This window comes from Franconibacter sp. IITDAS19 (genome assembly GCF_023079515.1).
Lineage (GTDB): Bacteria > Pseudomonadota > Gammaproteobacteria > Enterobacterales > Enterobacteriaceae > Franconibacter > Franconibacter pulveris.
In genome coordinates, this window is sequence record NZ_JALJCP010000003.1 from 230,140 (window position 1) to 252,062 (window position 21,923).

Genomic DNA, 21,923 nt, shown 5'->3' on the forward strand with positions numbered 1-21,923 from the left:
ATTGGAAGGTCAGACGTAGGTTTCTTGCACGAAATGGACTCTTATTAAGTAAAGGAATGGCACATAACCACTGAAGGATAGAGAAATGCCAATGAGAAAGTTCATGCTGGATGCAAAGTGAGCACAGCGAAACTGTAATGCCCGGTAACGTATCACCCCCAAAGCAAAAACCCAGCCATAGGCTGGGTTCTCTGAATAAGTGGTGTCCGGACTCGGACAAAAACGCCGGGAGCGTTTTTGCACAGCGCGTTCCGCGCTGGCCCCGCAGGGGTGAGCCACAGGGAGGTGGCGAACAATCGAACATCGTTCGATGAAGAGTCCGGAACCCCCAAAAGCAAAAACCCAGCCATAGGCTGGGTTCTCTGAATAAGTGGTGCCCGGACTCGGAATCGAACCAAGGACACGGGGATTTTCAATCCCCTGCTCTACCGACTGAGCTATCCGGGCAACGGGGCGCATTAAACCTGAATCGTCCATGCGCGTCAAACATTTTCACCTGAATCCGCGCCGTCCGCACATTCCGGCAGCAGTTTGCTGCGTTTATGAACGCTTATGCGAAGAAATGGGTCCAGAGCGCTGAAACCGGCATCGAAAGCAGCAGGGCGGGGAGCATATTCACCACCGCAAACATCTTAATGCGCAAATGCGCAGCCCCGTAGCGAGCAGCAGCAGGCCGCCGGTGGCGGTAAAATCCGCCATCATCGCGGGCGTAGTGAGCGGCAGGATAAACACCGCGCAGTACGCAAGCGTGAGCTGAATCAGCAACATCGGCGCGGCGATAGACGCCACCGCAATGCCAAGCGACGTCGCAAAAATCGTGGCGGTGAAGAAATCGAGAAACGCCTTGGCGATAAGCACGCTGTTATCGCCCGTCATTCCCTCGCGCATGGCGCCGAAAATCCCGGTGCCACTGGCGCAAAACAGAATAATAATGGCGACGAAATTCTGCACGTAGCTCTCCTGCGCCGGGTTCGCCTTCTTGCCGGGCCGCAACCGCTGCGCAATATGGCTTGCGTTCTTCACCGCCTTGCTGATGCCGCCTTCCAGGTAACAGAGCTCGCCAATCAGCGCGCCGAGCAGGGTAGAGAGCACCATCACCGGCAGGTTGGCGCACTTCACCACCAGCAAAATGCCAATGCCCATCGATGCCAGCCCAAAGACAGAGGGCATGGAGGTGCGCAGCCGCTCCGGCAGCCGTTGGCTCAGCGCCGCGCCGAGCACGCCGCCCAGCAGCACGGCGGCGGCGTTGATAAAAGGCCCTGTTACCATAGCCCTCTCCCACTAACTGTGTAAGTTTTAAGCATAAACCGCATCTGTTTTTCCTCGCGTGTCGCCCGCCCGAAACCCCTTGTTACGCATTTTTATGCGAAAAAATGATGAATTTATTCGAGCGGCTAAAAATAGTTATTTGAATTTTAAAGGATTACATTTGCGAGGCAAAATCGCGCTGCGTAAACCTCTTCTTACGGGTTGCCCGTCCCGGCAGAAGGTGCCATTATTGCGCGACTTTTCTTCACAGCACGGGGTGCTTTTATGCTGATTATCGCCACAGCTCCTGCTCTGCGAAGCCTTTCGCAGCCGCACGCCCGTTGTTTCTCCCGGTCGTTCTCCACGCTCGCCATGCGGTGAGGTTAACGCACGCTCACTGCAGGACAACAGTAAGACCAGAAACGCTCTGTTTTTACTGATGTCTGGCGGTCGGAGCTGGAACCCAGTCGGACCACGCAAGCCATCTTCGCCGGGATATTCCCGATGCTGTGCCTGAAGGCGCTCACCCCCTTTGTGACGGGTTTTCGTGCTTATGAATTCATTAAAAATTGCTGCCAGCCACACTCTGGCGACGGCACTCTCCACACACCGTGAAGTGGTGACGCTGGATAACACCGATTTCACGGACGTAGCGGCCGTGGTGCTCACCGTTGCCGATACGCGCAGCGGCATTCTGGCCCTGCTCAAACGCACCGGGTTTAACCTGCCGGTTTTCGTGCTGACGGAAGAGGGAACGGCAAGCGCGGAAGTGACGGGCGTTATCACCGGCAACGCGCAGGGTTTTCTGGAGCTGGAAGCGGCGGCGGTCGCTTATGAAGAGAACCTGCTGCCGCCGTTTTTCGACACGCTCTACCAGTACGTGGAGATGAAAAACAGCACCTTCGCCTGTCCGGGCCACCAGCACGGCGAATTTTTTAAAAAGCACCCGGCGGGGCGGCAGTTTTATGATTTCTTCGGCGAGAACCTCTTTCGCGCCGACATGTGCAACGCAGACGTGAAACTTGGCGACCTGCTCATCCACGAAGGGTCGGCGAAGCACGCGCAGAAGTTCGCAGCGAAAGTCTTTAACGCCGATAAAACCTACTTCGTGCTGAACGGCACGTCGGCGGCGAACAAAGTGGTGACGAATGCGTTGCTGACGCGCGGCGACCTGGTGCTGTTCGACCGCAACAACCATAAGTCGAATCACCACGGCGCGCTGATCCAGGCGGGCGCCACGCCGGTTTATCTGGAGGCGGCGCGCAACCCGTTCGGTTTTATCGGCGGTATCGACGCCCACTGTTTTGATGAAGATTACCTGCGCGAGCGGATCCGCGACGTAGCACCCGATCGCGCCGATCAACCGCGTCCGTTCCGCCTCGCGGTAATCCAGCTCGGCACCTACGACGGCACCGTCTATAACGCCCGTCAGGTGGTGGATAAGCTGGGGCCGCTGTGCGACTACATCCTGTTCGACTCGGCGTGGGTCGGCTACGAGCAGTTCATTCCAATGATGGCCGACTGCTCGCCGCTGCTGCTCACGCTCAATGAGAACGACCCGGGGATCTTCGTCACCCAGTCGGTGCACAAGCAGCAGGCGGGCTTCTCGCAGACGTCGCAAATCCACAAAAAGGATAACCACCTGCGCGGCCAGGCGCGTTTCTGTCCGCACAAGCGGCTGAACAATGCGTTTATGCTGCACGCTTCCACCAGCCCTTTTTATCCGCTGTTCGCCGCACTCGACGTGAACGCCAAAATCCACGAAGGGGAGAGCGGGCGCCGCCTGTGGGCGGAATGCGTGGAGAAAGGCATTGAGGCGCGCAAGGCGATTATCGCCAACTGCAAGATGATCAAACCGTTTGTGCCGGAAGAGGTGGCGGGGCGGCCGTGGCAGGATCACCCAACGGAGGTGATAGCCCGCGAGCGCCGCTTCTTCACCTTCGAGCCGAACGCCTCGTGGCACGGTTTTCACGGCTACGCGCGCGAGCAGTATATGGTCGACCCGTGCAAGCTGCTGCTGACCACGCCGGGCATCGACGCGGCGACGGGCGAGTACAGCGATTTCGGCGTGCCGGCGGCGATACTTGCCAACTATCTGCGTGAAAACGGCATTGTGCCGGAGAAGGCGGATCTTAACTCGATTCTGTTCCTGCTGACGCCTGCCGAAAGCACCGAAAAGATGGCGCAGCTGGTGGCGATGCTTGCGCAGTTCGAGCGCCACATTGAAGACGACACGCCGCTTGCCGACGTGCTGCCGACCATTTACCAGAAATACCCGGTGCGCTACAAAGGCTACACCCTGCGCCAGCTCTGCCAGGAGATGCACGACCTCTACGTGAGCTTTAACGTGAAGGATCTGCAAAAGGCGATGTTCCGCCGCGAAAGCCTGCCGCCGGTGGTGGTGAACCCGCAGGACGCGAACATCGAGTTTATTCGCGGCAACGTAGAGCTGGTGCGCCTGGCTGAGGCCGAAGGGCGCGTGGCGGCGGAAGGCGCGCTGCCGTATCCGCCGGGCGTGCTCTGCGTGGTGCCGGGCGAAGTGTGGGGCGGCGCGGCGCTGCGCTATTTCCTCGCGCTGGAAGAGGGCGTCAACCTGCTGCCGGGTTTCTCGCCGGAGCTGCAAGGGGTGTACAGCGAAACGGATGCCGACGGCATTAAGCGGTTATATGGGTATATGCTGCGCCAGTGAGTGGGCGCCTTCATGCTAACGGCCTGGCGCTAACTTTTCGTATGACGCTGCGTGGGGCCCCAGAACTGGCTTGTTGCCCCTAACCCTCTCCCCGGCGGGGAGAGGGTTAGGGTGAGGGGCGGAAGGCGCGGCGCAGGCCGGTACGCTTTTCCCCCTCTCCCTGCCGGGGTGAGGGTGAAAGCCCATCGACGAAACCGCGGATGGCGCTGGCCGAACCACGCTACGCCTTCATCACCCTCTGCCGCGCCGGTAAGATTTCTGCGCGGTATCCACTTTGTAGAGATAACGGCGCGACTCAGCGGACGGATGCCGCGTCGTCAGCATCTGGTAAACCTCGCCCGGGTCCATGTTGTTGATGATCGCCGCCGCCTCAATCTTGTCGCTCGCAAAGGTGCGCAGCACGCTGCCCGCGCCGCCGTTGTAAGCGGTGATAACCGCATAGCGGCGCGATGTCGGGTTGCTGATGTCAGAGAGGTAAACGTTGTTCAGCATCGCCAGATACGCGGTGCCGGTGTCAATATTGCTCTCCGGGTCGAACAAGTAGTTGCGGCTTGGCATGCCCCAGCGGCCCTGAGCGCGGAACACATCTTTACCGGCGCTGTGCTGCACAACCTGCATCAGCCCCAGCGCGTCGGAACGGCTGACAGCGTACGGGTTGAAGGACGATTCGGTCTGCATGATAGCGAGGATAAGCGACTCATCCACGCCATATTTGCGCGCCGCTTTGCGCACCATGCCGATATATTTATGCGCACGCTTATCAAGGTGGTTCGGCACCAGGTTAATCGTCACGCTGTAGATAATATGCAGGCCGTTGCTGCGGCTTTTCAGGCGGTTTTGCAGCAGGTAGTCAGCGAAGCTGTTCGCGCGTCCCTGCCAGCGGATCGGCTGACCGGTCTGGTCCACCACCTGGCCATAGAGGAACGGCTGCTTTGAGATCTGAATGTCGTTAACGTCGGAATAGAGATCGATAGAGCCAGGATCGTCGCCCATCAGCAGGGTGGTGACGATCGCCTTGCGCAGACGATCCGCCGGATCGGTGCCGGCGATGGTTTCAACGGTGATCGTCCCTTCGTCGAAGTTAATGTGGCTGCGGGTCTGATATTGATCCGTGTATTTCACGTAATCTTTCGGCCCCGCAATCAGAACCTCGTTAAATCCCCAGATGTTTTCAATGTTATGGGCGAACTGGCCCATCAGAATGTCAAAACCGTTGGTATCCTTAATCCAGGCCTCGTTATAGGCGTTTTCAGCTTTTTTATTACTGGAACAGGAAACTAATAACGGCGCGACCAGAGCAAGCGCGAGTAATTTTTTATTCATTCCTGAAGTGCGTCCTGGCTTAGGCAAAAGGGCCGAAGCCCTTACTGTTTTTCTGGCGGCGTGTAGCCTTCGATATGTACGTCTTTCCCTTCGAACAGGAAGTTCACCATCTCCTGCTCCAGCAGTTTGCGGTGCTCCGGGTTCATCATGTTGAGCTTTTTCTCGTTGATGAGCATGGTCTGCTTCGCCTGCCACTGCGCCCAGGCCTCTTTCGAGATTTCGTTATAGATGCGCTTGCCGAGCTCGCCCGGGTACAGCTGAAAATCCTGGCCTTCGGCCTCGCGTTGCAGGTAAGTGCAAAAAATCGTTCTGCTCATAATGTCCTCTGTTGCGGCGCGGCGCGGCTTAAGCCAGCGCCCCGGCGCGTAATTGTTGTAACAGGCGCTCTACAGGCGCCGCCAGCCCGACGGCGGGCGGCTGGGCTAAGTTATACCAGAGACCCGTTCCCTCATCCATGCATGCGCCGCTGCCGGACACGGAAAGCCACATCGGCACGATGTCCAGGTGGAAGTGGCTGAATGTATGACGAAAAGCAGTAAGCTGCGTCAGCCCGTGCGCTTCAAGGCCGCGCTCGTGCAGCCAGTCGCGCAGCGCCGCTTCGTCGCCAAACTGCGGAAAGCAGAAAAGACCGCCCCACAGCCCGCTTGGCGGACGCTGATTCAGGTAGACCTCATTCTCGTGCTGCATCAGCAGGAAGTAGCCTACCTTCTCCGGCAGCTGCTGTTTGGGTTTTTTTCCGGGATATTTCGCCCATGTGCCCTGGGCATACGCCACACAGCCGTTATTCAGCGGGCAAATCTCGCATTTCGGCTTTGAGCGGGTGCAGACCAGCGCGCCGAGATCCATCATCGCCTGGTTAAAGCGCTCCACCCCCTGGGCCGGGGTCACCGCGTCGCTTATCTCCCACAGGCGCTTTTCCACCTCTTTCCTGCCCGGCCAGCCCTCTACAGCGTAGCAGCGCGCCAGCACGCGTTTGACGTTGCCGTCAAGAATCGGAAAACGCTGACCAAGTGAGAGCGATAAAATCGCGCCCGCCGTGGAGCGGCCCACGCCCGGCAGCGCTGAAACGTCGTCGAAGTTTTCCGGAAACCTGCCGCCGTGCTGTGAAGCCACCTGCTGCGCCGCTTTATGCAGGTTGCGGGCGCGGGCGTAGTAGCCAAGCCCGGTCCACAGATGCAACACCTCGTCGAGCGGCGCGTTGGCTAAATCGGTCACCGTCGGAAAGCGCGCCATAAAGCGCTCAAAGTAAGGTATTACCGTCGTCACCTGGGTTTGTTGCAGCATCACCTCGGAAAGCCATACTTTGTAAGGCGTTTTTTCCTGCTGCCAGGGAAGGGTTTTGCGCCCGTATTTATCGTACCAGTCGAGCACCTGGCGGGAGAATTGCTGTGGCTGCATCATTAAAGCGTGGGGTCCGGCTTAAAAAAGAAGAGAGGCAGATTGCAGCACAGCGCCTGAGGGCTGTAAACAGGAACTTTCCGGCGCTTGCATCGAACCCCTATCTTTGGATAATGCCCGTTTTCCGAACACTAACTCAGACAGATGAATCGCCATGAATAACGACGTCATTTCACCGGAATTTGATGAAAACGGCCGCCCGCTGCGCCGGATTCGCAGCTTTGTCCGCCGCCAGGGACGCCTGACCAAAGGGCAGCAGCACGCGCTGGACCACTACTGGCCGGTGATGGGCGTTGAGTTCAGCGATGAACCGCTCGACTTCGCCGCGCTGTTCGGCCGCGAAGCGCCGGTAACGCTGGAGATTGGCTTCGGCATGGGCGCCTCGCTTGTGGAGATGGCGAAAAGCAATCCGCAGCAAAATTTCCTCGGCATTGAAGTGCATTCGCCGGGCGTTGGCGCCTGCCTGAGCTCCGCCCACGAAGAGGGCGTGGAGAACCTGCGCGTGATGTGTCACGACGCGGTGGAAGTGCTGCACAAAATGATTCCTGACAATTCTCTCGCCATGGTGCAGCTCTTTTTCCCTGACCCATGGCACAAAGCGCGCCATAATAAACGCCGTATCGTTCAGGCGCCGTTTGCGGAGCTGGTGAAAAGCAAGCTCAAGCTCGGCGGCGTCTTCCACATGGCGACCGACTGGGAACCTTATGCGGAACATATGCTCGAAGTGATGTCTTCTCTGGAGGGTTATAAAAACCTTTCCGCGAGTAACGACTATGTACCGCGCCCGGCTTCGCGCCCGGTGACCAAATTTGAACAGCGTGGCCATCGTCTTGGCCACGGCGTATGGGACTTAATGTTCGAGAGGGTGAAATAATGGCAAAGCACCGCAGCCGCCGCTTGCGTAAAAAGATGCACATCGACGAATTCCAGGAGCTGGGATTTTCGGTCGCCTGGCGTTTCCCGCAAGGCACCACGGAAGAGCAGATTGATAAAACCGTTGATGATTTCATCAACGAAGTGATTGCGCCCAACGGCCTTGCCTTCGACGGCAGCGGTTACCTCTCCTGGGAAGGGCTGGTCTGCAAAGAGCAGATTGGCAAATGCACCGAAGAAGATCAGGCTATCGTGCGTAACTGGCTTGAAGAGAAAAAGCTTGAAGAGATCCGCTTAAGCGACCTTTTCGACGTGTGGTGGGATTAATGCCGTGTAACGGGTCGGTTTAACCGGCCCGTTTTGTCTTACAGGAGTCACTATGATGCGTAAAGCCCTGCTGGGGGCGTTGCTGATTACCGCAGCGCAGGCCCACGCGGACTACCAGTGCAGCGTCACGCCGCGCGACGACGTGGTGCTAAAACCCCAGACCGTCCAGGTGGTGGGGGAAAACGGCGACCTGCTTATCGGCCCCGACGGCAGCGTAACCTTCAACGGCAAAACGCAAAGCCTGAATGTCGCCCAGCGCCAGCAGGCGCTCGACTACCAGAAACAGCTGCGCGCCACGCTGCCGTGGATTGATGACGGCGCGCGCTCGCGAGTGGAAAAAGGGCGCGTGGCGCTCGATAAAATCATCACCGAGCAGGTGGGCGAGAGCAGCAACATGCGCAACCGCCTGACGCAACTTGATAAGCAGCTTAAAACGCAGATGAACCGCATCATTGAGCATCGCGCCGACGGTCTGACCTTCCACTATAAAGCCATCGATCAGGTGCGCGCCGACGGCCAGCAACTGGTGAACCAGGCGATGGGCGGCATTCTGCAGGACAGCATCAACGAGATGGGCGCTAAAGCGGTCATCAAGGGCGGCGGCAACCCGCTGCAGGGCGTGCTGGGAAGCCTGGGCGGTCTGCAAACCGCCATTCAAAACGAATGGAAAAATCAGGAAGCGGATTTCCAGCAGTTCGGCCGCGATGTCTGCAACCGTACTATCCAGCTTGAAGAGCAGCGCCAGGCGCTGGTCGGCAGCCTGAAATAATCTTCAGGGGGCGTTTCGCCCCCGCGTTTCCCCGTTACGAAACAGCCTGTTACACAGCCCCTTACTCTCTCCCACTTTGCCTGACATTTCTTCACCAGCATGAAGGCATAACGTCATTCTCATAAGGGAAGGGATATGAAGGGTTTTCTCACCGCCGGTCGCGCCCTGTGCCTGTTTTTAGCGCTTCTCGTTCTGATTAATGTCGTGGTGCTGTGGGCGCAGACGTTCGGGGAGTAGCGACGTTTACGGGAGCGTAAATCCGCCTCGCCAACCCTCAACGTTATCCCGCGCCGTGTTATTGACTCATGCCTGTGTAAGCCTTCATCATCGCCCCTTCGCGCTTTTTTGCTACGCCTGTTACATAACGTCAACAATATGATTGCCAGACAATGATTCACAAGCATCATGACGTCATCTTTTTTCACGAGTGACGACGATGATTGGTGTGGTACTGGTCGATGACCATGTGGTGGTGCGCTCGGGATTTGCCCAGCTGTTAAGTCTGGAAACGGATATCCAGGTGCAGGGGCAGTACAGCAGCGCCGCAGAAGCCTGGCCGATGCTGTCGCGCCAGCCGGTGGATGTCGCCGTGCTGGACGTGGCGATGCCGGATGAAAACGGGCTTAGCCTGCTTAAGCGCCTGCGCGCCCGGCGGCCTGGCTTTCGCGCTATTATTCTCAGCATCTACGATACCCCCGCTTTTGTGCAAAGCGCGCTGGACGCGGGCGCAAGCGGCTATCTCACCAAAAGCTGCGGGCCAGAGGAGCTGGTGCAGGCGGTGCGCTCCGTAGGCATGGGCGGGCACTACCTGTGCGCTGACGCCCTGCGCGCCCTGCGGGGCGGGGCGCAGCCAGCTAAGGTCCTTGAGGTGTTAACCCCCCGCGAGCGCGAGATTTTTGACCTGTTGGTGAAGGGCGAAAGCGTGAAAGCCATCGCCGCGCAGCTCGACTTAAGCCATAAAACCGTGCACGTGCACCGCGCCAACGTACTGGGCAAGCTGCAATGCGCCACGACCATTGAGCTGGTGCACTTCGCGCTGGAAAATCAACTGCTGACGGGACACGGATGACAAGCTCGCTGCGCTACGGGGTGCTGTCGCTGTTTATCCTCTTCGCCTGGGGACCGGGCTGGCTGATGCTCTGGACAATCAGCCACTACCTGACCCATAACGGCGAACAGGCGGCGCTGCTGCTGCCGCAGGGAGTGCTGCTGGCGCTGCTGATTTTGCTGGCCCGGCGCTACTGGCTCACGCTGCTTTTGCCGCAATGCGCCATAACGCTCTGGCTGTGGCATGCCGGGCTGCTCTCAGGCTGGCCGATACTCTTCGCGCCTTTTATCAGCCTGTTGCCTGCGCTGGGCGCGCAGCGTTACTGGCACCGTTTCCCGCTCTACTGGCAGCGCCTTTCGCTGCTGCTCGCCGCCGTGATTGTCAATTCGCTGTTAACGACGCTGGCCTTGACGTGGCTGGTGGAGAGCAGGGCCAGCTATATTCTGCTCGCTTCGTTTACCGGCGGCGTGTTGCTGACCCCTTTCGTTTACCTGATTTATGACTATCTGCGCCAGCAGCACCGCTATCATCTGCTGGGGCTGGATGCCAGCAACCCGCCGCTGCGCACTTCGCTTATTCTCTGGTGCAGCCTCTTTTTTATCATCGGCATCGGCACGCAAATGGTGCTGTCGCCGGAAATCGAACGGCTGCTGCTGATTGTGGTGTTTTTGCCAAACGTGGTGATGGCGTGGAAATTCGGCTGGCAGGGCGGGGTGCTGGCGGCGCTGCTCGGCAGCATGATGATTGCCGCCGCGCGCCAGTTCGGCAGCGGTTTTAGCAACGTGCTGGAGCTGGAGATTTTTCTCTCTACCCAGGCGCTGCTCGGCATCGGGCTTGGCATCGCCATCAGCCGCCAGCAGCATCTCGCCAGCAACCTGCACCGCTACCGCCAGCGCCTCGAAGTGGAGCTTCAGGCGCGCCGCCAGCTCACTGAACAGCTTATCCACGCCGAAGAGGACACGCGTAAAAACCTCGCCCGTGAGCTGCATGACGAAATCGGTCAGAACATTACCGCCATTCAGATCCAGTCGCAGCTGGTGAAGCGGGCAAGCGATCGCCCCGTGGCGCTGCAGGCGGCGGAGGAGATAACCGCGCTTTCGCGCCGCATTCACCACTCTACCCGCCAGCTTTTACGCCAGCTGCGCCCGCCGGTGCTTGATGAGATGGGGCTGGACGAGGCGTTGCGCCATCTGGTTAACGAGTTCGCCTTCGAAGCGCGCGGCATCGCCTGCCGTTTTGATTACCGTCTCAGCGCGCCGCCCGGCAACGAAACGGTGGTTTTCACCCTCTACCGGCTGGTGCAGGAGCTGCTCAACAACGTGTGCAAGCATGCCAACGCCAGCGAAGTCGTGATTACGCTTAGCGAGCAGGGCGGCTGGCTGCGCCTTGAAGTGCACGACAACGGCGACGGCATCAGTCTCGCTCACCGGCCAGGCTTCGGCATTCAGGGCATGAGCGAGCGGGTGCAGGCGCTCGGCGGCGAGCTGCTGCTGGAAAACCGACGTGGTACGCGCGTTATTGTTAACCTGCCCACACTTTTGTCACAAAACCGCCCCTGACCAGGAAAAAGTCTTAGTGCTCCTGGAACGAGTCTCATCCCCTTTGCCGTCCCCTTTTTTATAGTCAGCTCAAGCCGGAGGAAATCATGAGCCAGCAAGGTCTGTCCCGCGCCGATATCGACCGTCGCTACCGCGCGCTGCGCCCGCGCCTGCTGTTCTCAATGGTGATGGGTTATGCCGCGTTTTACCTGACGCGCAAAAGCGTCAATTTTGTTCTGCCCGCGTTGCAGCTCGACCTCGGCTTAAGCAAGAGCGATATCGGCCTGCTCGGCTCGCTGTTCTATTTAAGCTACGGCGCCTCGAAGTTCGCCGCCGGGCTCTGGCACGACAGCCATGGCAGCCGCGCCTTTATGGGCGTTGGGCTGCTGATGACCGGCGTGCTGAACATGCTGTTTGCGCTGGGCGACAGCCTGCCGCTGCTGCTGGTTATCTGGACGTTGAATGGCTTTTTCCAGGGCTGGGGCTGGCCGCCCTGCGCCCGGCTGCTGACCCACTGGTATTCGCGCAACGAACGCGGTTTCTGGTGGGGCTGCTGGAACACCTCTATCAATATCGGCGGGGCGATAATCCCGCTGATTTGCGCCCTGGCCGCCCACGCGTGGGGCTGGCAGGCGGCGATGCTGACACCAGGGATAATCAGCGCGCTGCTTGGGCTGTGGCTGTGCGGGCGGTTGCGCGGCACGCCGCAGGAGGAGGGGCTGCCCACGGTGGGCGAATGGCGGCACGACCCGCTGGAGCTGCGACAAGAACAACAAAGCCCACCGATGACGCTCTGGCAGATGCTGCGCAGCACCGTGCTGCAAAACCCGATGATCTGGCTGCTCGGCGGGTCGTATGTGCTGGTTTATCTGATTCGCATCGCCCTGAATGACTGGGGCAACCTGTGGCTTGCGGAGAGCCACGGCGTGAATCTGCTGAACGCCAACGCCACGGTAATGCTGTTTGAAGTGGGCGGGCTGCTCGGCGCGCTGTTCGCCGGTTGGGGTTCAGACCTGCTCTTCAGCGGCCAGCGGGCGCCGATGATTTTGCTCTTCACGCTCGGCCTTATTGTGGCGGTGGCGGCGCTGTGGCTTTCGCCCGTGCACCACTACGCGCTGCTGGCGGTCTCGTTTTTCGCCATCGGCTTTTTTGTCTTCGGTCCGCAGATGCTGATTGGCCTCGCGGCCGTTGAGTGCGGTCACAAAGGCGCGGCGGGGTCGATAACCGGCTTTCTTGGGCTCTTTGCCTACCTGGGCGCCGCGCTCGCCGGCTGGCCGCTCTCAAAACTGATTGAGCATTACGGCTGGCCGGGGATGTTCGCGACGCTGTTTATCGCCGCCATGCTGATGGGTTTATTGCTGATGCCGCTCTTTATGGCGGGCGTCAGCGCACAGGAGCGGACCGATGCCGGTCCTGCTCCGCCACCTCACCTCTGATAAGGATAACAACATGAAAATGACAGCCCTCTCCGCTCTGGTCGCCGCCGGGGTTGCCCTTGCGTCCTTCAGCGGCGCGGCGCAGGCGAAAGGCCGCCTGGTGGTGTACTGCAGCGCCACGAACGAAATGTGCGAAGCGGAAACCAAAGCGTTCGGCGACAAGTATGATGTGAAAACCTCGTTTATCCGCAACGGCTCCGGCAGCACGCTCGCCAAAGTGGACGCCGAGAAGAAAAACCCGCAGGCGGACGTCTGGTACGGCGGCACGCTCGACCCGCAGTCGCAGGCGGGCGAGATGGGCCTGCTGGCGCCTTATCAGTCCGCCAATCTTAGCCAGATCATGGAGAAATTCCGCGACCCGGCGAAGGTAAAGGGCAACTACTCCTCGGCGGTCTATGTCGGCATTCTTGGCTTTGGCGTTAACACCCAGCGGCTGAAAGAGAAAAACCTGCCGGTGCCGAAATGCTGGAAAGACCTGACGAAGCCGGAATACAAAGGCGAAATCCAGATTGCGGACCCGCAAAGCTCCGGCACCGCCTACACCGCGCTCGCGACCTTCGTACAGCTCTGGGGCGAAGACCAGGCGTTTGAGTACTTAAAGCAGCTTAACGGCAACGTTTCCCAGTACACCAAGTCCGGCATCGCCCCGGCGCGTAACGCGGCGCGCGGCGAAACCGCCATCGGCATCGGCTTTTTGCATGATTACTCGCTGGAAAAAGAGCAGGGCGCGCCGCTGGAGCTTATCTCCCCGTGCGAAGGCACCGGCTATGAAATCGGCGGCGTCAGCGTGCTGAAGGGCGCGCGCAACATGGATAACGCGAAGCTGTTCGTGGACTGGGTGCTCTCTAAAGAGGCGCAGGAGCTCGCCTGGAAGAAGGGCAAATCGTACCAGATCCTGACCAACACCACGGCGGAAACCTCGCCGCTGTCGCTCAAGCTCGACGACCTCAAGCTCATTAATTACGACATGGATAAATACGGCTCCACTGACGTGCGCAAAGCGCTCATCAACAAGTGGGTCAACGACGTGAAAATGGGTAAATAACCGCCTGCGGGTGACGCCGTTCACCCGCCGTTTTTCCCCCTTTGCCCCATGAGGCGCTTATGTCTGAAACACTGCTTCTGCGTCCCGCCCACAAGCGGGAGGCGATTTTCGTCTGGGTGGCGATCGGCTGGCTGGCGTTCGCGCTGCTGCCGAGCTGGAGCCTGGATTACGGGCTGTTTGAAGCCACGAGCGAGGAGATCCTCGACGCCTACGGCTGGTCGCAGCTCAATATCAGCCTGCTCTGGTATTTACTGCCGTCGCTGCTGTTGCTGCGCCCCTTTCACGCGCCCGCCCGCGAGCAGCGCCAGCGCCACGCCTTCGACGCCGGATGGGCGCTCTTCTGCATGGCTTTTGTCGTGGTAAGCGCAACGCTTGCCGGGCGCGGCATGGGCTATGCCGCCATCGTGCTGTTTATCGCGCTCGGCGCCATCATGACGCTTGCGCTCTCGCGCCTGGAGTGGCTTGGCGGCGACCGGTTTGTGATTGGCTCGCTTATCGCCATCGTCGCGCTTATCGGCGTCTTTATCGTCTGGCCGAGCGTGGCGATGTTTATCCCTATGTTCACCAACGACGCGGGCGAATTCGCGCCGCTCGCCTTCACGGCGGTGCTGGGGCAGGCGCATATCGTGCAGGTGATTATTAACTCTATTGCGCTTTCCGTGGCGGTGGGCGTGGGCTGCACCTTTTTTGGCCTTGTGCTGGCGATTTACACCACCCGCATCGCTAAGCGCAGCGCCGTTATCGGGCGCATCTTCTCCATTTTGCCAATCGTAACGCCGCCTTTTGTGGTGGGGCTTGGTGTAACGCTGATGATGGGGCGCTCCGGCTACGTCACCGAGTTTATGGTGGAGTGGTTTGGGCTGACCAACACGAACTGGCTCTATGGCTTTACCGGCATCTGGCTGGCGCAGGTGCTCGCCTTCACGCCGATGGCTTTTATGATCCTGGACGGGGCGATCAAAACCATTCATCCGTCGCTGGAAGAGGCCTCTTATACCCTGCGCGCCAGCCGCTGGCAGACCTTCAACGGCGTCTTTGTGCCGCTGCTGAAACCCGCGCTCGCCAACGCCTTCCTGATTGTGGTGGTGCAGTCGCTGGCGGACTTCAGCAACCCATTAGTGCTCGGCGGCAACTTTGATGTGCTGGCGACGCAGATTTACTTCTACATCACCGGTTCACAGCTTGATTACCAGGCGGCGAGCACGCTGGGCGTCTTTTTACTGCTTTTCTCGCTGCTGGTGTTCTGCGTGCAGTACATGTGGATCGGCAAACGCTCCTATGTGACCGTTTCCGGCAAGTCTTATCGCGGCGACGTGCAGCCGCTGCCGGCGACGCTGGTGTGGAGCGTGGTGGCGCTGCTGGCGGTGTGGGTCGCCTTCAACGCGCTGCTTTACGGCAGCATTTTCTACGGCAGCTTTACGGTGAACTGGGGCGTGGATTACACCCTGACGCTTGATAACTTCATCAAGCTGTTCGGCCAGGGAATGGACGACGGGGCGTGGCCTTCGCTGCTCGACACGCTGCTTTACGCAGGCATCGCCGCGCCGATCACCGCCGTGTTCGGCCTGCTTATCGCCTGGGTGGTGGTGCGCCAGCAGTTCCGGGGCAAAAAGACCATTGAGTTCACCACCATGCTCTGCTTCGCCGTGCCGGGCACCGTGGCCGGGGTCTCTTATATCCTCGCCTTTAACAGCGCGCCGGTTTATCTCACGGGCACCGCCGCCATCGTCATTATTTCCATGGTGATGCGCAACGTGCCGGTGGGTATTCGCGCGGGCATTGCGGGCCTCGGGCAGATAGACAAATCGCTGGATGAAGCGTCGCTCAGCCTGCGCGCCGGCTCGTATCGCACCATTGTGAATATTCTGCTGCCGCTGCTGCGCCCGGCCATTCTTTCGGCGCTGATCTACAGCTTTGTGCGCGCCATCACCACGGTGAGCGCCATTGTTTTCCTCGTCACGCCGGATACCCGGGTGGCGACCGCCTACATCTTAAACCGCGTGGAGGATGGCGAGTACGGCGTGGCGATTGCCTACGGCTCAATCCTTATCGTGGTGATGCTGGCCATTATTTTCCTTTTTGACTGGCTTATCGGCGAGGCGCGCATCTCGCGCTCAAAAGCCAAAAACCAGGCGTAATCACGGAGCTTAACCATGACACAACAACATTTTGTGGAACTGCGTAACGTCACGAAACGGTTTGGCGCCAATACCGTGATTGAGAATATTAACCTCGCTATCCCGAAAGGGCAGATGGTGACGCTGCTCGGCCCCTCCGGCTGCGGCAAAACCACCGTGCTGCGGCTGGTGGCGGGGCTTGAGAAGCCGAGCGACGGGCAAATATTTATTGATGGCGAAGACGTGACTCACCGTTCTATTCAGCAGCGCGATATCTGCATGGTCTTTCAGTCCTATGCGCTCTTTCCCCATATGTCGCTTGGCGAAAACATTGGCTACGGCCTGAAGATGCTCGGCACGCCGAAGGCGGAGATCAAAGCGCGGGTGAATGAGGCGCTTTCGCTTGTCGATCTCGATGGCTTTGCCGACCGCTATGTCGACCAAATCTCCGGCGGCCAGCAGCAGCGCGTGGCGCTGGCGCGCGCGCTTATCTTAAAGCCCAAAGTGCTGCTGTTTGACGAGCCGCTCAGCAATCTCGACGCCAACCTCAGGCGCAGCATGCGCGATAAAATCCGCGAGCTGCAAAAGCAGTTCAACATCACCTCGCTTTACGTCACTCACGACCAGAGCGAAGCGTTCGCCGTCTCCGACACGGTGCTGGTGATGAACAAGGGCCACATTATGCAGATGGGCTCGCCGCAGGATCTCTACCGTCAGCCCGCCTCGCGCTTTATGGCGAGCTTTATGGGCGACGCGAACCTCTTTCCGGCGCGCTTTACGCCGGAGTTTGTGGAGATTCACGGTTACCGTTTGCCGCGTCCGGCGCATTTCGCCGCATCCGGCGACGGCACCATTGGCGTGCGGCCGGAGGCGATTACGCTTAGCGAACAAGGCAGCGAGAGCCAGCGCTGCGTGATTCGCCACGTCGCCTATATGGGACCGCAGTATGAAGTGGTGGTGGAATGGCAGGGCAAGCCGATCCTGCTGCAGGTGAACGCCACGCGCCTGCAGCCGGACGTTGGGGACACGTACTTTCTGGAAATTCACCCCTACGGCATGTTTATGCTGGCGGATGCCGCATAAAGAAAGCCGCCCTCAGGGGCGGCTTTTTTAGCTCAGCGTATCGATCCACTCGCTCTGGCGCGGGTTCTGGCGGCGGTAGCAGTGCACCGACACCGAAAGCTGCACGAGGTCGGTGAAGACCATCGGGTCGAGCTGGATCTGCTTTTTAATCTGCGCCAGGCGATAGGCCAGCGTGTTGCGGTGAATGCCGAGCTGCTGGGAGGTTTTCCCCACTTCGGCGTTGTTATTGATAAAGCAGTCGAGGGTATCAAGCAGCGCCTCGCCGGAGTCGTGCTCCAGCAGCTGGCGCACGTTGTTATTAAAGAAGTTGAACATGTAGCTGTTTTCCAGCACCCGGAACAGGCAGAGCATCGCCATCTCGCGGAAATAATAAACCTGCCGCTGCGGCTGCACCTTGCTGCCCACCTCAATCACCGAACGGGCGAACTGGATAGCCTCGCGGATATCCGGCGCACTGTCGGCCCGCACGCCCACGCCGATGTGGTAGTGGCTTATCTGGTTACTGAGGATAAAGCCGATCCGGTCGAGCAGCGCCTCCTGATCCTCTTTCACCGATCCTAAAATCAGGATCTCGTTGCTGCCGAGCAGGATCACCTCTTTCACGCCCGCAAGCTGCGAAAACTCGCTCAGCAGCGTGCCCAGCACGTCGCTTAAGTGCTGCTGCGCCACTTCCACCATCACCACCACCGGCACCACCGGCGTGGCGAGGGTGAAGCCCAGCTCGGCGAGCCGCCGGAGCGCTTCCTGGCCCTGCGGCGCCTCGCCGTGCTCCAGATACTGCGCAAACAGCGTGTCGCGCAGGCGCTGGCGCCAGTTCACTTCGCGCATCTCCAGCGACTGGCGCACCAGCAGCTCGGCGGTGAGGATAGCCAGCTCCGCATAACGGCTGATGACCGCCGGGTCGCCGCTCACGCCCACCACCATCACCACCTGGTCGTCCACCAGGATCGGGTGATTAATGCCCGGATGCACATTCTCAAAACGCGCCGCTTCCGCGGCGTTGTGGATGCTGATGCGCTTGCCGGTGCGGATCACCTCGCGGGCGATCTCATGCTGTTCACCGAGGCGGTGGCGCTCGCCGGAGGCGATGACCTGGCCGCGGTGGTCAATCACGTTGACGTTATGATGAATAATCGCCATCGCCCGGGAGACAATCTCATTGGCCAGCGCTGTAGTAATAATCATGCTGATGTCCGCCCGTTATCGTCAGGTTCGCCCCGTCAGGCGGACGGGGCGAGGGGTCAGTTCTTCTGCGCCTGCGTAAAGCAGGCGTTATGCTTGTTTAATGGCTGTGGCGCGGCGTTTTATCCACCGTCATCAGTTGCAGCAGCACGCCCAGCAGCGCGCAGCCCGCCATGGTGAAGAAGGTGTAGACGTAGCCGGTCGCGCTCTCCCAGCCGCCGCCAAGCTGAATCAGCCAGCCCATCAGCAGCGGCGAAATCCCGCCGCCGATAAACATGGCGGTAGTGATAATGCCGTTGGCGGTAGAGGTGGCGCTCTCTTCGGCGGAGTCGGACGCCATCGCGTAGTAAATCGGCCACACGGCGTTCGCCACCAGCCCGAAAAAGAGCTGGATGGCGACGAGGCGCGGCATGTTGGTGGCGAAGTAAAAGAGCGCGATGCCGATGCTCATCCACAGGCCGCACAAAATCAGCGTGCGCTTGCGCCCCAGACTGTCCGACAGCCACGGCCAGATAATCTGGCCAAGCGTACCGGTGAGCGTAAAGATAATGCTAAGCCCGGCGGAAGCGGCCAGGGAAAGTCCGGAAACGTGATACAGGTACGGCGGCAGCACCACATTGATGCCCATATAGACGATTTGGGTAAGCAGCGTGTTGCCGGCGGTCAGCGAGATATTGCGGTTGCGCAGCGTCTTGACGAAGGTCTTCATGCCGTCGCCTTTCTGCACGCGGTTACTCTCCTGCGTCGCTGGCCGGGTAAAGCCCTGCTCATCCATGTGGTTATAAAGCGTGTTGATGCGCGCGGCGGTGGAGTACTTCGCCCAGAAGATCATCAGCGGAATGGCGACAATCAGCGCCACCAGGAAGCAGTAGCGCCAGCTGCCTTCGCCAAAGGTGGTGAGCACGATACTCGCCACCACGCCGCTTAGCAGCGCGCCAATCGGGTAGCCGGTGTGGTGCACGCCAAGGGCGAAGCCGCGCTTCTCTTTCGGCCACCATTCGGCGGTGTTGCTCACGCCGACCGGCTCGCCCCAGCCCGCGCCGAGGTTTACCCCCACGCGCAGCAGCACGAAGCTCGTCAGCCCGTGGCTGATGGCTTTAATACCGGAGATAAACGAGAGCGCGGTGTAGCCTATCACCAGCGGCACCTGGAAGCGGGCGCGCTTCCAGCCGGAGCCGTAGCGGTCGCTCCAGACGGAGCCGGGAATATCCAGCACCGCCAGCGCCACCATAATCAGCGCCACAATGTTGCCCCACTGCTCGGGTGAAAGCGAAAACTCGCGAGAGATAACCGGGCCTAAGCGCAGGATCATCTCGCGATCGTAGGCGTTGAGTACCCAAATCAGCCAGCAGACCAGCAGGGATACCCAGGAAAAACGATGTATAGCTTGCCGTTTCCCGCGCTTTGCCGCCGCGGGAGAAGAGTTAATGAGGCTCATGTTGTTATCTCCACGGCCACGCCTTCGCGGGCCGCTGATGGTCAGGGTCAGAGAAACGCCGCGTGTTAGGTTTGTTTTTCGCGGCGAGGGCAATTAACCGGCGAAGCGGCGCTCAGGCACGCCGGTGATGCCTAAGCCGTAAATCGCAAACAGGCTGCCGCGCAGCTGGTTATCTTCCGGGAAGCGCGGCAGGGGCGGCTGCGCCATGGAGGTGACGTAGAGCACGTCGAGGTTTTCGCCGCCGAACATGACGCTGGTCACTTTCTTCACCGGCATGTCGATGATGCGGTCTACCTCGCCGTCCGGCGTGTAGCGCACCAGCTTGCCGGCGTAGACCAGCGCGTTCCACAGGCAGCCTTCGCTGTCCACCGTCGCGCCGTCCGCCGCGCCGCCTTCGCTGCGGTCTACCTTGCAGAAAACGCGCTCGCGGGAGAGGTTGCCCGTGGCGGTGTCGTAATCCCAGGCGCGGATCTCGCCCGTCCAGGTGTCGGCGAAGTAAAACGTCTCGCCGGACGGGCTCCAGCACGGCGCGTTGGAGCAGATGATGTTGCGCTCAAGCGTGTGCAGGGTAAGGTCGGTGTCCAGCCGGTAGAGCGCGCCGCTCGGCTCCTCTTCGCGCATGTCCATGGAGCCGAACAGAAAGCGCCCCTGGCGGTCCACCTTGCCGTCGTTTAAGCGGTTGTGCGGTTTATCCGCCTCCGGGTTATGCAGCAACTCCAGCTCGCCGCTGGCGAAATCAAGCAGATGCACGCCGTGCGCAAGCGCCACCACCGCCCCTTCGCCGTTCTGGCGTAAGGCCATGGAGCCGATTTTCTGCCGCACGTCCCAGCTTTTTATCGCCGTGCCCTGCGCGTTGCAGGAGAAAACGCGCCCGTCCTGGCTGTCCACCCAGTAGAGCCTTTGCTGTTCCACGTCCCAGAGCGGGCTTTCGCCAAGCCGGGTTTTCAAATCGACTAACACTTCAATACGCATGACGTTCTCCTGCTCAGACTTTTTCGCCGCGCGCCACCGGGCCTGCGGCAAGGGAAGGGGAAACCTGGCTGCGGATAAGCGTGGCGACCAGCGCGCCGACCACCAGCAGCCCCACGGCGAACCACAGGCCGGAGGTGGCGGAGCCGGTGCGGTCTTCAAACGCGCCGAGGATAAACGGCCCGAGGAAGCCGCCGCACAGGCCGAGGCAGTTAAGCAGGCCGAAGCTGCCCGCCAGCAGGCTGCCGCTCATGATGGAAGGCAGCCAGCTAAAGATGATGGATTGCACGGCGAAGAACATAAACGCGGTGATGGAGAAGCCGAGCATCGCAAGCGTCGGGCCGCCCGTCGCGCCAATCACCATGCCTACCGCCATCACCAGGTAGCCCACCATCAGCATGCGCCGCGAGCGGTTCTCCGTGCGGGCGAAGCGCGGCAGCAGCACGCCGCCGCAGGCCGCCGCAATCCACGGAATGGCGGTCAGCAGGCCCACCTGCAGCGGGGAGAGGCTGCCCCAGCTGCCGATAATGCCCGGCAGGAAGTAGCTCAGCCCGTACACCGAGAACTGGTGAGTGAAGTAAATCAGCACCAGCAGCAGGAAAACGCGGGTGGAAAGGGCTTTTTTCAGCGAGAACGCGGAGGGCGCATGGCTCGCCTCGCGCGCTTCGCGGGCAAGGGTGGTTTCAATAAACGCCACGTCCTGCTTATCAAGCCACTTCGCGTCGGCGGGTTTATCGGGCAGCACTCGCCAGACCACGAACGCCAGCGCCACCGCCGGTAAGCCTTCGATAAAGAACATCCACTGCCAGCCCGCCCAGCCCGCGATGCCGTCCATGTTCAGCAGCAGGCCGCCGAGCGGCGCGCCGATAATATTGGCGAAGCAGACGCCGAGCAGAAACAGGCCGGTGGCTTTGGCGCGCTCTTCACGGCCAAACCAGAGCGTTAAATAGTAAATAATGCCGGGATAAAGCCCTGCTTCGGCGGCGCCCAGCAGCAGGCGCATGGCGTAGAACGACCACGGGCCGGTGACGAAGGCCATCGCGCAGGAGATGACCCCCCAGGTAATCATGATGCGGGCTATCCAGCGCCGCGCGCCGATCTTCGCCAGAAAGAGGTTGCTTGGGATCTCCAGCACCGAATAGGTCAGGAAGAACAGCCCGGCGCCCAGGCCAAACGCCGTGGCGGAGAGGCCGAGATCCACCGACATGCTGGCTTTCGCCATGCCGATGTTGGTGCGATCGATAAAGCTGATGATGTAAGCCACGATCAGTAACGGCAGCAGGTGGCGGTAGATCTTTTTATGGGTGATGCGCGCCTGCGCGCTCCCCGTCGCCTTTTCATTTATTGCGGACATGGTTACTATTCTCCCGTTGTAACGGTCAAAGACCTTTGCCGGGATCGGCGAGATCCCGCTGTGTCAGCTCACGTTGTCGCAGGGGC

General features: G+C 60.0%; 17 protein-coding genes, 1 tRNA gene and 1 pseudogene. 10 read left to right on the forward strand and 9 right to left on the reverse strand.

Annotated elements, in window-relative coordinates; genetic code table 11:
• Nucleotides 1–371 precede the first annotated feature (371 nt).
• Together MT962_RS10800 and MT962_RS10805 are read right to left on the reverse strand one after the other, a co-directional pair.
• Nucleotides 372–447 (reverse strand) — tRNA-Phe (locus MT962_RS10800).
• A gap of 103 nt (nucleotides 448–550) precedes the next feature.
• Nucleotides 551–1,269: pseudogene (locus MT962_RS10805) on the reverse strand (DUF554 domain-containing protein).
• Between the two features lie 532 nt (nucleotides 1,270–1,801).
• On the opposite strand from MT962_RS10805, the gene MT962_RS10810 reads away from it, so the two are divergent.
• A complete protein-coding gene (locus MT962_RS10810; RefSeq protein ID WP_024556916.1) occupies nucleotides 1,802–3,937 on the forward strand; it encodes an ornithine decarboxylase in 2,136 nt (711 codons plus the stop codon).
• Nucleotides 3,938–4,168: 231 nt separating this feature from the next.
• On the opposite strand, the gene mltC is transcribed toward MT962_RS10810, so the two are convergent.
• From mltC to mutY, 3 genes are read right to left on the reverse strand one after another with little or no spacing between them, the layout of a single operon-like run.
• Nucleotides 4,169–5,260 carry a membrane-bound lytic murein transglycosylase MltC gene (mltC, locus tag MT962_RS10815; RefSeq protein ID WP_024561223.1) on the reverse strand — a complete coding sequence of 364 codons (1,092 nt, stop codon included), beginning with the start codon at nucleotides 5,258–5,260 and terminating at the stop codon, nucleotides 4,169–4,171.
• A 41-nt stretch (nucleotides 5,261–5,301) separates the two neighbouring features.
• A complete protein-coding gene (locus MT962_RS10820) occupies nucleotides 5,302–5,577 on the reverse strand; it encodes an oxidative damage protection protein (protein WP_024553650.1) in 276 nt (91 codons plus the stop codon).
• 28 nt (nucleotides 5,578–5,605) lie between these two features.
• Nucleotides 5,606–6,661, reverse strand: coding sequence for an A/G-specific adenine glycosylase (gene mutY, locus MT962_RS10825; protein ID WP_247365582.1), 1,056 nt, complete (start codon nucleotides 6,659–6,661; stop codon nucleotides 5,606–5,608).
• Nucleotides 6,662–6,812: 151 nt separating this feature from the next.
• On the opposite strand from mutY, the gene trmB reads away from it, so the two are divergent.
• The 9 genes from trmB to fbpC all read left to right on the forward strand — a co-directional run bounded on the left by trmB (nucleotide 6,813) and on the right by fbpC (nucleotide 16,894).
• A complete protein-coding gene (gene trmB / locus MT962_RS10830; RefSeq protein ID WP_247365583.1) occupies nucleotides 6,813–7,532 on the forward strand; it encodes a tRNA (guanosine(46)-N7)-methyltransferase TrmB in 720 nt (239 codons plus the stop codon).
• Nucleotides 7,532–7,858 (forward strand): YggL family protein, encoded by a 327-nt coding sequence (locus MT962_RS10835; RefSeq protein ID WP_024561221.1) that lies wholly within the window; start codon nucleotides 7,532–7,534, stop codon nucleotides 7,856–7,858. Before trmB ends, MT962_RS10835 begins: the two co-directional genes overlap by 1 nt.
• Before the next feature lie 52 nt (nucleotides 7,859–7,910).
• A complete protein-coding gene (locus tag MT962_RS10840) occupies nucleotides 7,911–8,627 on the forward strand; it encodes a DUF2884 domain-containing protein (protein ID WP_024556921.1) in 717 nt (238 codons plus the stop codon).
• Nucleotides 8,628–9,063: 436 nt separating this feature from the next.
• Entirely contained in the window at nucleotides 9,064–9,696 is a 633-nt protein-coding gene (locus tag MT962_RS10845; protein WP_024561827.1) for a response regulator transcription factor, read from the forward strand.
• Nucleotides 9,693–11,234, forward strand: a complete 1,542-nt coding sequence (locus tag MT962_RS10850; RefSeq protein WP_247365584.1) for an MASE1 domain-containing protein — start codon at nucleotides 9,693–9,695, stop codon at nucleotides 11,232–11,234. The genes MT962_RS10845 and MT962_RS10850 overlap by 4 nt, the downstream gene beginning before the upstream one ends.
• Nucleotides 11,235–11,320: 86 nt before the next feature.
• A complete protein-coding gene (gene uhpC, locus MT962_RS10855; protein WP_024558979.1) occupies nucleotides 11,321–12,649 on the forward strand; it encodes an MFS transporter family glucose-6-phosphate receptor UhpC in 1,329 nt (442 codons plus the stop codon).
• 13 nt (nucleotides 12,650–12,662) lie between these two features.
• On the forward strand, nucleotides 12,663–13,694 hold the full coding sequence (locus MT962_RS10860; RefSeq protein WP_024558980.1) for an ABC transporter substrate-binding protein: 1,032 nt from the start codon (nucleotides 12,663–12,665) through the stop codon (nucleotides 13,692–13,694).
• Nucleotides 13,695–13,753: 59 nt separating this feature from the next.
• On the forward strand, nucleotides 13,754–15,832 hold the full coding sequence (locus tag MT962_RS10865; RefSeq protein ID WP_024558981.1) for an iron ABC transporter permease: 2,079 nt from the start codon (nucleotides 13,754–13,756) through the stop codon (nucleotides 15,830–15,832).
• 15 nt (nucleotides 15,833–15,847) lie between these two features.
• The gene (gene fbpC / locus MT962_RS10870; protein WP_024558982.1) at nucleotides 15,848–16,894 is read left to right on the forward strand and encodes a ferric ABC transporter ATP-binding protein; all 1,047 of its coding nucleotides are present in this window, start codon (nucleotides 15,848–15,850) and stop codon (nucleotides 16,892–16,894) included.
• A 27-nt stretch (nucleotides 16,895–16,921) separates the two neighbouring features.
• Here the strand turns inward: fbpC and MT962_RS10875 are convergent, their stop codons facing one another.
• The 4 genes from MT962_RS10875 to MT962_RS10890 all read right to left on the reverse strand — a co-directional run bounded on the left by MT962_RS10875 (nucleotide 16,922) and on the right by MT962_RS10890 (nucleotide 21,837).
• Nucleotides 16,922–18,079: a sugar diacid recognition domain-containing protein gene (locus tag MT962_RS10875; RefSeq protein WP_024558983.1), complete on the reverse strand. Its 1,158-nt coding sequence runs from the start codon at nucleotides 18,077–18,079 to the stop codon at nucleotides 16,922–16,924.
• Between the two features lie 97 nt (nucleotides 18,080–18,176).
• Nucleotides 18,177–19,514, reverse strand: coding sequence for an MFS transporter (locus tag MT962_RS10880; RefSeq protein ID WP_247365585.1), 1,338 nt, complete (start codon nucleotides 19,512–19,514; stop codon nucleotides 18,177–18,179).
• Nucleotides 19,515–19,607: 93 nt separating this feature from the next.
• Complete coding sequence (locus MT962_RS10885; protein WP_024558985.1) at nucleotides 19,608–20,486, reverse strand: SMP-30/gluconolactonase/LRE family protein; 879 nt, start codon at nucleotides 20,484–20,486, stop codon at nucleotides 19,608–19,610.
• 13 nt (nucleotides 20,487–20,499) lie between these two features.
• Nucleotides 20,500–21,837 (reverse strand): MFS transporter, encoded by a 1,338-nt coding sequence (locus MT962_RS10890; protein WP_048887961.1) that lies wholly within the window; start codon nucleotides 21,835–21,837, stop codon nucleotides 20,500–20,502.
• Between the last annotated feature and the right edge of the window lie 86 nt (nucleotides 21,838–21,923).